Source organism: Bacillus cereus group sp. Sample62 (genome assembly GCF_036851315.1).
In the GTDB taxonomy this organism is placed as follows: domain Bacteria; phylum Bacillota; class Bacilli; order Bacillales; family Bacillaceae_G; genus Bacillus_A; species Bacillus_A wiedmannii.
In genome coordinates, this window is record NZ_JAFLPK010000001.1 from 3465011 (window position 1) to 3477863 (window position 12853).

Consider the following 12853-nt stretch of genomic DNA (forward strand, 5'->3'; position numbering starts at 1 on the left):
TGCAAAATCACCAATTGAATATACTTTCATATTTTATCACTAATTATATATTTTTGTAGATATACACTAACTGTTTCTTCCCTTCTTTCACTTCTGCTACCTTGCATACATTTAATCATAATACAGTGACATCAAAAATAAAATAAAAACAGTCAATCTTTTACTGAAAGGGGCAAGCATATGATTCAAATTGTAACTGTTCGTAGCGGTGATAGCGTATATAGCTTGGCATCAAAGTATGGATCAACACCTGACGAAATAGTAAAGGACAATGGACTAAATCCAGCTGAAACACTCGTTGTAGGTCAGGCACTGATCGTTAATACGAAAGGGAATAATTATTATGTACAGCCTGGTGATAGCCTATATCGAATCTCTCAGACATATAACGTACCTCTCGCTAGTTTAGCTAAAGTTAATAACTTATCTTTAAAATCCATTCTCCATGTTGGACAGCAGTTATATATACCGAAAGGGACAAAACGTGCAGTAGAATCCATCGCTTATTTACAGCCTTCAACAATACCAATAAAAGAAAGTTTGGTTAACGCTACGCGTGCCATTAATCCATTTTTAACATATTTGGCTTACTTCAGTTTCGAGGCAAAAAGAGATGGTACGTTAAAAGAACCAACTGAAACAGCTAAAATCGCTAATATTGCAACGCAAGGCAAAACCATCCCGATGCTCGTTATTACAAATATTGAAAATGGAAATTTCAGTGCCGATCTGACATCAGTTATTTTACGCGATGCATCGATTCAAAACAAATTTATTACTAACATTTTACAAACAGCTGAGAAGTACGGTATGCGAGACATTCATTTTGATTTCGAGAGTGTAGCACCTGAAGATCGCGAAGCGTATAATCGTTTTTTACGAAATGTAAAAACACGCTTACCTAATGGGTACACATTGAGTACAACGCTTGTACCGAAAACAAGTTCAAATCAAAAGGGAAAATTTTTCGAAGCTCACGATTATAAAGCACAAGGGCAAATTGTTGATTTCGTCGTCATTATGACATATGACTGGGGTTGGCAAGGCGGGCCACCGATGGCTATTTCGCCTATCGGTCCTGTAAAAGAAGTACTTCAATACGCGAAATCTCAAATGCCTCCCCAAAAAATTATGATGGGGCAAAACTTATACGGATTCGATTGGAAACTTCCGTTCAAACAAGGCAATCCGCCTGCAAAAGCAATTAGCTCTGTCGCAGCTGTCGCACTAGCTCGTAAATACAATGTCCCCATCCGCTATGATTTCACAGCTCAAGCTCCTCATTTTAATTATTTTGATGAAAATGGTGTTCAACACGAAGTTTGGTTTGAAGATTCACGGTCTGTTCAAAGCAAATTCAATTTAATGAAAGAACAAGGTATAGGCGGTATTAGTTACTGGAAGATTGGCTTACCATTCCCGCAAAATTGGCGTTTACTCGTTGAAAATTTTACGATTACGAAAAAGGGCTGACATAAGTCAGCCCTTTTTTACTATTAAAAATCCGTCACAAAAAGAAGAATGACAACATTCTCCCTTTTTAACCGTTATCAACAATCGGTTGTTTGCCCGTTTGGTCTTGCATTTGCTTTCCTTTATTGCCACCAGCTTTTTTTGATTGTGTTCCAATATGATTCGGTGCAAAGTCTTTTGAATTCTTTTTCGGATTACCCATTACTATCGCCTCCTTAACACTAGTATCGTACTAGTGTTAAGAATTATTCAGCTTGCTTAAAAAGTTGCATTTCATAACGTTTTTCAATACGCTCTTCAATGCGATCGATTGCATCACGATCACTTAATAATTGTTGTTTATTTTCTTTCACAAGTTCGTCAAATGATTTACGGCGACTTCTTCTCATGCTGTTCACCCTCTCTCCTTCGCATTCTTACTATACATAGTATGAGCAAATGAAAAACTCTTTAATCAGATTTGTAAGAAAATTTTATGTTTTTTACACCATTATATTTAAATATTCTTTTAGCTTTTCATCTGCATTCATTTCAATTTGTTTATACTCACTTAGCGCTTGCAGCACGAAATCATACTGTCCTAAAATATAACTTTCTAATTTCAGGACATCCTCTAAGCTATTAAGCATAATTCTCGTATTACCAACTTCACTTTTTAACGCCGGTTCACAATTTAAACTCGTACATATTTCTTTCACATCATCTTCTAATATCTCTGTTAATACGTATTTCTTTCGCCCTTTTACTTTTACTCTCATAACTGGATAAAAAGCTTTTATATCTAAATAGCTTCCTACATTCATACAACGAATCCATTCGATATCACGTTTATTTCGTACAAGTATCTTTTTTACTGCTTCATATACTGCTGTTTCATCAAGTACTTCCGTATTCGATTTTCTTTTTTCCACTTCTTCAATAGATGAACATTTTTGATAAACAGCTGCACAAGTAATACAATCATCAAATGCATTATGAGAACTTAAACGAATTCCAAGCATTCGCTTTAACGTTTCAAGTTTATGATTAGGCGCGTGCTTCATATATTTCTTTGCTAAAAACACAGTATCAATCACTTTATTTTGAGGTTCCGGTAAACCAAGCATATTTACATTACTTTTCAAAAAACGCATATCAAACGATGCATTATGAGCGACAATTACATTTGTATGTAAAAATGCTAAAAATAAAGGTAATACTTCTTCAATCGTCGGTGCATCTGAAACACGATAATTTGTAATACCTGTTAAACTTGTTATTCGGTCCGGAATTGAACGCTCTGGATTCACATAGGAAACAAATTGATCTACTAGTTCATGATTACGATATTTCACTGCTGCGACTTGAATAATTTTATCATTATAAGGGTTAAATCCTGTTGTTTCAAAATCAATTACAACATAATCTAACGGTAAGGATATATTCCCCACTCCATACACTCCTTTATCTCTAAACGTTTATATTTCTTTTATCATAACATGCTGCTATCACTCCGTGAAAAAGAAAAGGCAGAAATGGTAACTTTCCACCTCTACCTTTTCGCCGTTATTTTAATTTAGCAATCCGTTTCTCCATCTCTTTTTGTGTCATCGGTCCAATAAACTTATCTTGAATGACACCTTTCGTATCTATAAAATACGAAGTTGGAATCGTAATTACTTTATACGCTGTTGTCACATCAATGTTCTTGTCCAATAAAATAGGAAAAGTAATGCCTTTCTCCTTGGCAAAATTGCTTACCTTTTCTACCCCACCACCTTTTTCTGAAGGCGTATAATTTATTGCTAAAATTTCTACGTTCTCTTTATGTTCTTTATAGAAAGCTTCCATATCAGGCATTTCTTGCTGGCAAGGTCCACACCACGTTGCCCAAAAGTTTAAAATTACTTTCTTTCCTTTTAAATCTGATAACTTTATATTCGTTCCATCTAACTTCGTTAATGCAAAGTCTGGTGCACTCTTCCCTATTTCAATACCATTACTTGCAATCATCTCTTTCATAGCAGCTTCACTTTTTTCTTGCTCCCCTTGTACCACCTGATCGTTTTTACCAAACTGTTCATAAGCTGCATATCCCGCTAAACAAAGTAACACTACAATAATCGTAAGTTTCCGCCACATTTTATATCACCCTAACGTGTTTATCTTCTTATAACTTAATCACCCAAATACTATATACCTTATTTTAGCTTATACGGACAAGCTTGGAAATATTCACAGTCAAAATAATTAGAATATTCTTATTTGAAGTGTAATTTTTCCCTTTTTATCATATAATTAGAAAAAACAGATGAAGTGTTGTTTATCTTCTTATGGACCCATTCACCTTTTTACTTTCTTATATAACCTTCAACAAAAGGGGGATTGTTTATGAATTCATTCGAAAAAATAACATTATATATTTTTAGTTTTCTTTTATACCCAATCGGTATTATTACATGGATCATTTCACTCTTTAGTAAAGATCTTGAAAAAAAGAAAGTAGGGCGTATTTGTCTCTACGTCTCTCTAGTCTCATTCGTCCTTTTCGTAATCCTTGGAATTGCCACTTTCCTTATGACCGCTACTTTTAACGTTGATCTGAATCACTCGGAATCTATCGAGTATCAAATAGATGACGCTGAATAAAGATAAGAGCAATGCTTGCAATATTTCTTACCTTTTTCCCCATCAATATCGGAACCGTTGCACTTAAAAATAAAAACGGAGTTACCCACAATATGAACTCTGTATCTATATGTTGTAGTGCTATGAACGCACCTATAAATTGCGCAATAGCGTGAATATATTCTATTAATATAGAACCATATAATCTGACCCAGTTTGGAATATCAGACACAACTAACTTCTCTAACTCTCCTTGTTTAATCTTCTCACTCTCTTCAAACGGTAATGAGAAAAAATGACGCAATACATCTATACGTTTCCTTTGCAATATTCGTTGACTTGCTTTGGAGCTCACATAATCAAATGAAAGATTGTTTATCCACATCAACAAGCGAATAGCTGCAAACATCCCGCTGCATACAGCTGCTATTACTAATAATTTTTCTTTCTGTAACGGTAACAATATTCTTTCATGATGTTCCCTCCATTTTTATAGTAAAAAGAAAGGGATGAAACCAATTGGTTTCATCCCTTTCCATAAAATAAGGAAGCTAACAGTTGTTAGCTTCCTTATCGTTCATTTCAATTATTTAGTTCGACACTTTTGACTCTTCAATTTTCTCACGAAGAACCATTTGTAGAATACCACCGTGACGGTAGTAGTCAATTTCTACTTCACTATCGAAACGAGCTACTACTTCAAATTGTTTTTCGTTGCCATCTGCATCAGTTGCAACTACTTTTACAAGATCGCGTGGTCTAACTGTTTTGTCAATTTGAATTTCAAATGACTCGTTACCAACAAGACCTAACGTTTCAGCGCTTTCGCCATCTTTAAATTGAAGTGGTAATACACCCATTAATACTAAGTTACTACGGTGAATACGTTCGAAGCTTTCTGCGATTACTGCTTTAATACCTAATAAGTTTGTACCTTTCGCAGCCCAGTCACGAGAACTTCCCATACCGTAATCTTTACCAGCAATAACTAGAAGGCCTGTGCCATCTTCTTTATATTTCATAGCAGCATCATAGATTGATGTTACTTCACCAGTTGGCCAATATGTTGTGTATCCGCCTTCTGTTCCTGGTGCGATTTGGTTTTTAATACGGATGTTCGCGAATGTACCACGCATCATAACTTCGTGGTTACCACGACGAGAACCGTAAGAGTTGAAGTCAACGGGTTGTACGCCGTTTTCTAATAAGTAGCGTCCTGCTGGTGTATGCTTACCAATTGAACCTGCTGGTGAAATATGGTCTGTCGTTACAGAGTCTCCAAATTTACCAACAATGCGTAAATCTGATAACGTTTCAACTTCACCTGGCTCTTTAGATAATCCTTCAAAGAACGGTGGGTTTTGAATATAAGTTGAATCATTATCCCAAGTATATAAAGCTTCATTTGAAGTTTGGATTTCATTCCAGCGCTCATTGCTGTTAAATACTTGTGCATATTCTTTCTTGAACAGTTCAGATGTAACAACGTTTTGAACTACATCTTCAATTTCTTTAGCTGATGGCCAAATGTCGTTGAAGTAAACAGCATTGCCATTTGCATCTTTACCGATTGCATCATTTTTCAGGTCAATATCAACAGTACCTGCAAGTGCATATGCCACAACAAGTGGTGGTGATGCTAAGTAGTTTGCTTTTACAAGTGGATGAATACGACCTTCAAAGTTACGGTTACCAGATAAAACAGATGTTACTAATAAATCGTTTGCTGCGATTGCTTCTTCTAATTCCTCTGCTAACGGACCAGAGTTACCGATACAAGTCGTACAACCGTAACCAACTGTTTGGAAACCTAATTGATCTAAATATGTTGTTAAACCTGATTTATCTAAGTATTCAGTAACAACTTTAGATCCTGGTGCTAATGATGTTTTTACGTACTCAGGTACTACAAGCCCTTTTTCAATTGCTTTCTTCGCAACTAGACCTGCTCCAATTAATACGTATGGGTTTGATGTATTTGTACAGCTTGTAATTGCAGCGATTGCAATTGCACCTGTTTTCATCGTTACTTCTTTATCTTCTAATGTAACCTTCACTTCTTTATCGAACTCTTGCTCATTAAATCCAAGTCCTTGTGTTCCAACTGGTGCTACAACAGCTTTATGGAACGCATCTTTCATATCTGAAAGTGGAATTAAATCTTGTGGGCGTTTCGGTCCAGAAAGGTTAGATTCGATTGTATTTAAATCAATTTCAACAAGATCAGTGTAAATTGGATCTTTGCTGTCTGCTGTATAGAATAAACCATTTGCTTTACAGTATTCTTCAACAATGCGAATTTGCTCTTCATCTCTACCAGTTAAACGTAAGTATTCTAATGAAATATCGTCAATTGGGAAGAATCCACAAGTTGCACCGTATTCTGGTGCCATGTTTGAAATTGTTGCACGGTCAGCTAAAGGCATGCTCTTTAGTCCACTACCGAAGAACTCAACGAATTTACCAACTACACCTTTTTGACGTAATACTTGTGTTACTTTTAATGCAACATCAGTTGCTGTAGTACCACTTGGAAGTGTACCAGTTAATTTCACACCGATTACTTCAGGTACTGGGAAGTATGAAGGCTGTCCAAGCATTCCTGCTTCTGCTTCAATACCACCAACGCCCCATCCAAGAACGCCGATACCGTTAATCATCGTTGTATGTGAGTCTGTTCCAACTAATGAATCTGGGTATGCAACTAAGTCACCTTCAGCATTTTTCACAGCATGAACAACTGGTGCTAAATATTCAAGGTTTACTTGGTGTACAATACCTGTAGCTGGTGGCACTGCGCGATAGTTATCAAATGATTTTTGTGCCCAGCTTAAAAATTTATAACGTTCTTCATTACGTTTAAACTCTAAGTCCATGTTGAATGCAAGCGCGTCTGCCGTACCCGCTCTATCAACCTGTACAGAGTGGTCAATTACAAGGTCTACAGTAATTTCTGGATTAATTTTATCAGGATCCCCGCCCATATCTGCCATTGCTTTACGAAGCGAAGCCAAATCTACAACGGCTGGAACACCAGTGAAATCTTGTAAAATTACACGAGATGGTTTAAATGGAACATCGATATCTTGCACATCTTTCGTTCCCCATTTCGCTAAATTTGTAACATGCTCTTCTGTGATTACACGTCCGTCTACTTGACGAAGTACTGATTCAAGTAAAACTTTCACGGAATATGGTAATTGTGATACGTTGCCAACCCCTGCATTTTCAAGCGCTTTCAAATCATAATAATGATACGTTTTTTCATCTACTTCAAAAGTTGCACGTGATTGAAATGGATTATGTTTGACCATTATGTTTCCCCCCTGTTAAACGTGACTAAGTTGTCTGAATATAAAATGTAGACAAACTTTTCAATACCTTACGATAATATCTTATTACAACTTTCTAAATAAGTAAATAATAAGAAACTTATAGATTATCATAAGTTTTCTTTATGTTTCTAAATTTGAATAGTGTTCACGGTCCTTATGAATACTATTACCATAAAGTAAAGTGCTCTATTAGTGCTTTACTTACAGTTCATACATACTATGAACTGCTCATCATTCAACATACAAAAAATGTTATAGAGGTGAAATAAAATGGGTAAAAGAAAAGCAAATCATACTATTTCAGGAATGAATGCGGCATCTGCACAAGGACAAGGAACTGGTTACAATGAAGAATTTGCAAATGAACCTTTAACTCCAGCAGAGCGACAAAATAATAAAAAACGTAAAAAGAACCAGTAACGAAAAATCCCAAAAGGCATATTTTCCTTTTGGGATTTTTGCTAATGTTTATAACGTAGTAATTCCGAAACCGTTACAAATCGATATCCTTGTTTTTTCAGCTCAGGTAAAATTTTTGCTAGCGCTGCTACTGTTTGACTACGATCATTTCCTCCATCATGTAACAATACAATATCTCCACTTTTAGCATTTTTCACTACATGATTTACAATGGATTCAACCCCTGGGTTTGCCCAATCACGTGGATCTTGATGCCACGACCATAGAACAGTTTGATAACCCGCTTCTTTCGCTGTTTTAAATACAGCATCGTTAATATATCCACCAGGAGGACGGAATAGCAGAGGTTCTTTCACCCATTTTTTAAAATATTTCTTTCCATCTAAAATATCATTTTCTAATTTTTCATCTGATGAATTACTCGCATACAAATGATTCATCGTATGATTTCCAATTTCATGTCCCTCTTTTAACACTTGTTTCACTAAATATGGATTACGCTGAACTCGAAATCCAATCATAAAAAAAGTCGCTTCTGCTTTATATTGACGTAATAAATGTAAAATTTGTGTTGTATAAGTCGGATCTGGTCCATCATCAAATGTAATGGCAATAATCTTTTCATTATTAGGTACTTCCCATGTTACATAGCCAGTTGGTTCTAGCTCTTTTCTGAGCAACATTTTCGCTTCCACTTTTTCCACTTGAAATATATGTACTGCGCATAATAAAGAAAAAACTACTAAAAAAATTTTCTGTTTTAGCATAATGTTCATTAAAGTAAAAGGTTGTCGAATACACAACAACCTCATTTACTTTTCTAATTGATCTACATTCCGCATAATGTTTTGGAGATTATTTTCGTATTGCTCAAGTTGTGGACGTTGTGTTTCTGAAGCTACTTCTAACGCATTTTGAATCTGTTCATACGCTTCCTGAACCTCTTGGCGTAACTCTTTTAAATCATGACCGTAGTTTGGATCATTTTTTACAATGTTGTTAAATGCATGTTCTGCTTGTGTAACCCCTTGCTGCGCTGCTTGAAAAGCTTGTTGTTTATCTTTATGATATGGCATTATATAATCCCCTTTCCATAATAGTTAGTCCCATTTATCTTTACCTTTTTTTCTAAAAACATTCTCGTATAAATTTGCAAACTTCTCTCATTCTAAAGAGAAAGAGGAGGTGTCACATACAATGGGAAAAAACAATCGTGAAGCGAAAGAAAAAAAGGGACAACCTGAACCATTAAGCGGATCTCATAAAGTAAAAAACCGTAACCATTCACGCCAAAAAAATCATGCACATCATGATATGTAAAACAAAAGGTTCACACTAGCTACCTTTGTCACATACAATGTTTATATTTTTCCATTTATTCTTCACCCCTACTTCATTCATGCATAACATAGTATGAATTGAGATTTTACGGAGGGTGTCTTACATGGGCAAGAAAAAGAAGGATTGTCTTTTTCATGTTGATGGTTTCGAAGAATGGATGGATCAGTTTTGTTCCGATTCTTGTAGTAACTTTAGTTTCCCAAATCAAATTCATATTGACCTTTGCGAAACTGAACAAGAGTACATTTTGGAAACAGATGTACCAAATGTATCCGAACAAAATGTAGTCATTAAAAAGATGGAGACAGGCCTAAATATTTGCATACTCCATAAAAATATTTCTTTGCAGCGGATCATTCCTTTACCCGCTACTATTATTTATAAGAAGATGCTAGCCTGCTTAGAGAATGGATATTTAGCCATTCATATTTCCAAAAACGAAGTTGCTAATAAACATGAAGAAAAAGTTCTTTTTCAAATTGAGAAGTAAAATAAAGTAAAACTGTAATCAACGGGAGTTTTACTGCCTGCAAATAGCAGGATAAATACAAAAATAAGCCCCAGTCATCTGCTGGGGCTTATTTTATTTCGCATGTAATTCTAAATTACAATTTTTATCATATCTTTTTTTCAATAAACCTTTTGTAACTAAAAGTACAGGAAATGCTACAGTTGAAATTATAGCTAGCGCTGAAAAGACAATAAATCCATTTTGATACCCGTAGTAATCGAGAAGTACGCCCCCAAACCACGGACCCATTACTGCTCCAATTCCTGAAAACCCCATCGCTCCAAAATACGTTCCTTTTAAATGCGAAACAGCTATATCATCTATAAACACATCCGTCATGGAAAACATGAGAACTTCTCCAATTGTAAAAATAATTGTGCAGACAGCAGCACCTAGCGTAGATTCTACTATTCCAAATCCAAACAATCCTCCGCTCACAAATAAGGTTCCCACCATAATAGATACTAACGGTGTATACTTTTTACATATTTGAATAACAGGGTATTGAATTACGACTACAACAATCGCATTTAAAGCTAACATGTACGAAAACAATTTCACTCCATCCTGAAATATATGTGAATTCGCAAAATATTGAGATACAGTTGTCGTTAAGTGTGAAAAGCCACAATTAATCAAAATAATACCGACTAAAGCAACTAAAAATACGACATCCTTTCGCAATATACGAACTGCATTTAACATTGTGACGGGCTTTTCTGTATTTACTTTCTTTTTTTCAATTGGATACTTCTTAAATTGGAATGCTAATATAGCTGTATATAGAATATATACTCCAGCTGCTACTAAAAAAGGAATTGTAGATTTTGCACTTCCAATCTGTAATCCGACAAGTGGGCCAATCGCTACTCCAACATTTATTGCACCGTAACGCAAATTATATACGAGTAAACGATACTCTGGTTTCGTTAAATCTGATAATAATGCTCTTGACGTCGGTTCAAAAAAAGATCGACATAATCCATTCAAAGCATTTAATAAAAAGAAACTTAAAACATGATTTGCAAGTGAAAAACCTACAAATACAAATACCCAAGCAATCATAGACCATATTATAATCATGTTTCGGCCGAATCGATCCGATAAATTCCCTCCGATAAAACTAGCAAACACTCCAACAAGTGCACTCGTTCCAATAATAGCACCCGTCATTCCAGCTGATACGCCTTTCACAGTCGTTAAATAAATTGCTAAAAAAGGAATACTCATTGACGTAGCAAACCTTGCGAATAAAGTCCCTATTATAATTGTCATTCCTAACGGATGAATATTTTGCAACTTCCCCTTCATCTTCAAACCTTCTCTCCCAATTCTTACATAAAAAAAGAAAGCAAAGGATCTGCTTTCTTTTCCCTTTTTATACTTGAGCTGTTGATACCCGGGCTGTTCTCGTTATGTCCATATCTATGCCATATGTAAACTGTAATTCTTTACAAACATCTTTAATTAAAATTGCAACATTATACTTCTCATTAAATTGTAAAACGATATTTTCTACTTCTTCATATGTATACTTATATTCCCCTGTAATGACACTTTTTAGATCAAAGCATTCATTTATACAAAGTTGCACAAGCAGCTGGTCATATTTCTCTATTACATCTTCTTTCTTCCACAGTACTTCTTTTACATATAACCGATCAAACTTCACACTTTCTCGATTACAATCCGTTAAAATCCGGGTCATTTCATTTAATTCTCGATACAATTCAGAAATATTTTTGCTTAAACTAAGAAGTTTATCTACGCCGTTTTCATATAACATATTCATTCCACCCCCGCATTTTCTTTTTCTTATTATAGCAAGAAAATTCTAAAAATAGTTTCTTTCTTCTGAAATATTAGGAAACTAATTTCAATTGCTATACAATGAAACTAGTGAACACGAAAGGGGAAAGAAAATTGGAGCAAAAATTATATTACACTGACGCTTATAAGCAAGACTTTACTACAAAAGTTATAAAACAAGATTATGATAAAGACGGTAACTTATACGTTGTTTTAAACGAAACGGCATTTTATCCGACAGGTGGCGGACAACCATATGATACTGGTACATTAAATGATATCGATGTAATCAATGTAGAAGAGATAAATGGAGAAATTCGTCACTTCATTGTAGAACAATTACATACTGAAGAAGTAGAAGGGAAAATTAATTGGGAGCGCCGTTTTGATCATATGCAGCAACATGCGGCTCAGCACATTTTATCTGCTGCTTTTTGGGATCATTTTAACATACCTACGATTGGATTCCACCTTGGAAAAGAAACGGTAACAATTGATTTAGAAACAGAAAATCTTCATACAGAAACGGTTGAAAAAGCAGTACAAATTGCAAACAAAATTGTTTTTGAAAACCATCCCATCCGCATCGAGTGGATGAACTTAGAAAAAGCGAAAACTTTCCCCCTTCGTAAAGAACCGACTATAACAGAAAATATACGTGTTGTTATAATTGAAAACTTCGACTACAACGGCTGTGGCGGAACGCATCCGAAACGTACAGGTGAAGTAGGTCCTATTCAAGTACTGGGGTGGGAGCGCAATAAAGGTGGCATACGATTAACGTTTATCGCCGGTTGGCGCACACTAAATTTAATGGGCCAACAACAACAAATTATGAAAGATGTTTCTAAACAATTAAATAGTAGCGAGAGTGATATCCCAGCAAAAGTAGCACAACTTCTTACTTCTCAAAAAGAAAATGAAAAAGCAATACAAACAATGAATGAAAAATTATTATTTGCAGAGGCAAATGAACTACTGCAACATCCTGCAGAAATGCATGCTGGCATACTTATTTCTAAAGTATTTACAAATCGTTCTATGCAAGAAATCGCAAAGCTTTCTGCCATTATTACAGAACAACAAGAGCATGCCATTACATATTTCGTTATTGAAAATGAGGACAAACTACAATGCATCCTCGCTTGCGGAAAAACAGTCACGCTCGATATGAATGCTCTTTTAAAAGAGGCACTTCCTACAATTGAAGGAAAAGGTGGCGGAAATAAAAAGAGTGCTCGTGGCGGTGGGAAAGCGATTATGACCGGGGATGAGTTTTTAAATCAACTTGTTTCTTCTTTACAGTCAGCGGTGTAAAACATTTTTAGGAAGGATAGCTAATAGCTATCCTTCCTCT

At 35.3% G+C, this 12853-nt stretch carries 15 protein-coding genes and 1 pseudogene; 6 read left to right on the forward strand and 10 right to left on the reverse strand.

The annotated features are described in order from the left end of the window. Nucleotides 1-180 precede the first annotated feature (180 nt). Complete coding sequence (locus J0835_RS17535) at nucleotides 181-1473, forward strand: glycosyl hydrolase family 18 protein (RefSeq protein WP_046954571.1); 1293 nt, start codon at nucleotides 181-183, stop codon at nucleotides 1471-1473. A 67-nt stretch (nucleotides 1474-1540) separates the two neighbouring features. Here J0835_RS17535 and sspN read toward each other — a convergent pair whose 3' ends face one another. The 4 genes from sspN to J0835_RS17555 all read right to left on the reverse strand — a co-directional run bounded on the left by sspN (nucleotide 1541) and on the right by J0835_RS17555 (nucleotide 3594). Beyond that, nucleotides 1541-1675, reverse strand: coding sequence for an acid-soluble spore protein SspN (gene sspN, locus J0835_RS17540; protein ID WP_000527987.1), 135 nt, complete (start codon nucleotides 1673-1675; stop codon nucleotides 1541-1543). A gap of 43 nt (nucleotides 1676-1718) precedes the next feature. Continuing rightward, on the reverse strand, nucleotides 1719-1862 hold the full coding sequence (locus J0835_RS17545; RefSeq protein ID WP_001254698.1) for an FbpB family small basic protein: 144 nt from the start codon (nucleotides 1860-1862) through the stop codon (nucleotides 1719-1721). A gap of 93 nt (nucleotides 1863-1955) precedes the next feature. Further along, entirely contained in the window at nucleotides 1956-2903 is a 948-nt protein-coding gene (locus J0835_RS17550; protein ID WP_333728143.1) for a 3'-5' exonuclease, read from the reverse strand. Nucleotides 2904-3018: 115 nt separating this feature from the next. Beyond that, nucleotides 3019-3594 carry a redoxin domain-containing protein gene (locus J0835_RS17555; protein WP_087981500.1) on the reverse strand — a complete coding sequence of 192 codons (576 nt, stop codon included), beginning with the start codon at nucleotides 3592-3594 and terminating at the stop codon, nucleotides 3019-3021. Nucleotides 3595-3843: 249 nt separating this feature from the next. Between J0835_RS17555 and J0835_RS17560 the strand changes: the two genes are divergently transcribed. After that, complete coding sequence (locus J0835_RS17560) at nucleotides 3844-4101, forward strand: hypothetical protein (RefSeq protein ID WP_087981501.1); 258 nt, start codon at nucleotides 3844-3846, stop codon at nucleotides 4099-4101. 7 nt (nucleotides 4102-4108) lie between these two features. Here the strand turns inward: J0835_RS17560 and J0835_RS17565 are convergent. Further along, nucleotides 4109-4543: pseudogene (locus J0835_RS17565) on the reverse strand (ABC transporter transmembrane domain-containing protein); the annotation flags it as partial. Nucleotides 4544-4670: 127 nt separating this feature from the next. After that, nucleotides 4671-7394, reverse strand: coding sequence for an aconitate hydratase AcnA (gene acnA, locus J0835_RS17570; protein ID WP_087981502.1), 2724 nt, complete (start codon nucleotides 7392-7394; stop codon nucleotides 4671-4673). 291 nt (nucleotides 7395-7685) lie between these two features. On the opposite strand from acnA, the gene sspO reads away from it, so the two are divergent. Beyond that, a complete protein-coding gene (gene sspO, locus J0835_RS17575) occupies nucleotides 7686-7835 on the forward strand; it encodes an acid-soluble spore protein SspO (protein WP_000518057.1) in 150 nt (49 codons plus the stop codon). Between the two features lie 41 nt (nucleotides 7836-7876). Here the strand turns inward: sspO and pdaB are convergent, their stop codons facing one another. Together pdaB and J0835_RS17585 are read right to left on the reverse strand one after the other, a co-directional pair. Next, complete coding sequence (pdaB, locus tag J0835_RS17580) at nucleotides 7877-8602, reverse strand: polysaccharide deacetylase family sporulation protein PdaB (protein ID WP_140386853.1); 726 nt, start codon at nucleotides 8600-8602, stop codon at nucleotides 7877-7879. Nucleotides 8603-8647: 45 nt separating this feature from the next. Next, a complete protein-coding gene (locus J0835_RS17585; RefSeq protein WP_001146292.1) occupies nucleotides 8648-8911 on the reverse strand; it encodes a hypothetical protein in 264 nt (87 codons plus the stop codon). A 121-nt stretch (nucleotides 8912-9032) separates the two neighbouring features. Here J0835_RS17585 and J0835_RS17590 point away from each other — a divergent pair, with 121 nt between their 5' ends. Together J0835_RS17590 and J0835_RS17595 are read left to right on the forward strand one after the other, a co-directional pair. Next, on the forward strand, nucleotides 9033-9155 hold the full coding sequence (locus J0835_RS17590; RefSeq protein ID WP_000517650.1) for a small acid-soluble spore protein P: 123 nt from the start codon (nucleotides 9033-9035) through the stop codon (nucleotides 9153-9155). A gap of 124 nt (nucleotides 9156-9279) precedes the next feature. Next, a complete protein-coding gene (locus tag J0835_RS17595) occupies nucleotides 9280-9666 on the forward strand; it encodes an Hsp20/alpha crystallin family protein (protein WP_140386854.1) in 387 nt (128 codons plus the stop codon). A 93-nt stretch (nucleotides 9667-9759) separates the two neighbouring features. Here J0835_RS17595 and J0835_RS17600 read toward each other — a convergent pair whose 3' ends face one another. Further along, nucleotides 9760-10998, reverse strand: coding sequence for an MDR family MFS transporter (locus tag J0835_RS17600; RefSeq protein WP_087981503.1), 1239 nt, complete (start codon nucleotides 10996-10998; stop codon nucleotides 9760-9762). 67 nt (nucleotides 10999-11065) lie between these two features. Further along, nucleotides 11066-11473, reverse strand: coding sequence for a hypothetical protein (locus J0835_RS17605; protein ID WP_000965140.1), 408 nt, complete (start codon nucleotides 11471-11473; stop codon nucleotides 11066-11068). Between the two features lie 137 nt (nucleotides 11474-11610). Here J0835_RS17605 and J0835_RS17610 point away from each other — a divergent pair, with 137 nt between their 5' ends. After that, a complete protein-coding gene (locus tag J0835_RS17610; RefSeq protein WP_176373374.1) occupies nucleotides 11611-12813 on the forward strand; it encodes an alanyl-tRNA editing protein in 1203 nt (400 codons plus the stop codon). Nucleotides 12814-12853: the final 40 nt, after the last annotated feature.

What these genes read in the sequence shown, in the direction of transcription:
- sspN (WP_000527987.1), bottom strand. Translation starts at nt 1,675, where the DNA reads ATGGGTAATCCGAAAAAGAATTCAAAAGACTTTGCACCGAATCATATT.
- J0835_RS17555 (WP_087981500.1), bottom strand. Translation starts at nt 3,594, where the DNA reads ATGTGGCGGAAACTTACGATTATTGTAGTGTTACTTTGTTTAGCGGGA.
- J0835_RS17595 (WP_140386854.1), top strand. Translation starts at nt 9,280, where the DNA reads ATGGGCAAGAAAAAGAAGGATTGTCTTTTTCATGTTGATGGTTTCGAA.
- pdaB (WP_140386853.1), bottom strand. Translation starts at nt 8,602, where the DNA reads ATGCTAAAACAGAAAATTTTTTTAGTAGTTTTTTCTTTATTATGCGCA.
- J0835_RS17535 (WP_046954571.1), top strand. Translation starts at nt 181, where the DNA reads ATGATTCAAATTGTAACTGTTCGTAGCGGTGATAGCGTATATAGCTTG.
- J0835_RS17590 (WP_000517650.1), top strand. Translation starts at nt 9,033, where the DNA reads ATGGGAAAAAACAATCGTGAAGCGAAAGAAAAAAAGGGACAACCTGAA.
- J0835_RS17585 (WP_001146292.1), bottom strand. Translation starts at nt 8,911, where the DNA reads ATGCCATATCATAAAGATAAACAACAAGCTTTTCAAGCAGCGCAGCAA.
- sspO (WP_000518057.1), top strand. Translation starts at nt 7,686, where the DNA reads ATGGGTAAAAGAAAAGCAAATCATACTATTTCAGGAATGAATGCGGCA.
- J0835_RS17600 (WP_087981503.1), bottom strand. Translation starts at nt 10,998, where the DNA reads ATGAAGGGGAAGTTGCAAAATATTCATCCGTTAGGAATGACAATTATA.
- J0835_RS17605 (WP_000965140.1), bottom strand. Translation starts at nt 11,473, where the DNA reads ATGTTATATGAAAACGGCGTAGATAAACTTCTTAGTTTAAGCAAAAAT.
- acnA (WP_087981502.1), bottom strand. Translation starts at nt 7,394, where the DNA reads ATGGTCAAACATAATCCATTTCAATCACGTGCAACTTTTGAAGTAGAT.
- J0835_RS17545 (WP_001254698.1), bottom strand. Translation starts at nt 1,862, where the DNA reads ATGAGAAGAAGTCGCCGTAAATCATTTGACGAACTTGTGAAAGAAAAT.
- J0835_RS17560 (WP_087981501.1), top strand. Translation starts at nt 3,844, where the DNA reads ATGAATTCATTCGAAAAAATAACATTATATATTTTTAGTTTTCTTTTA.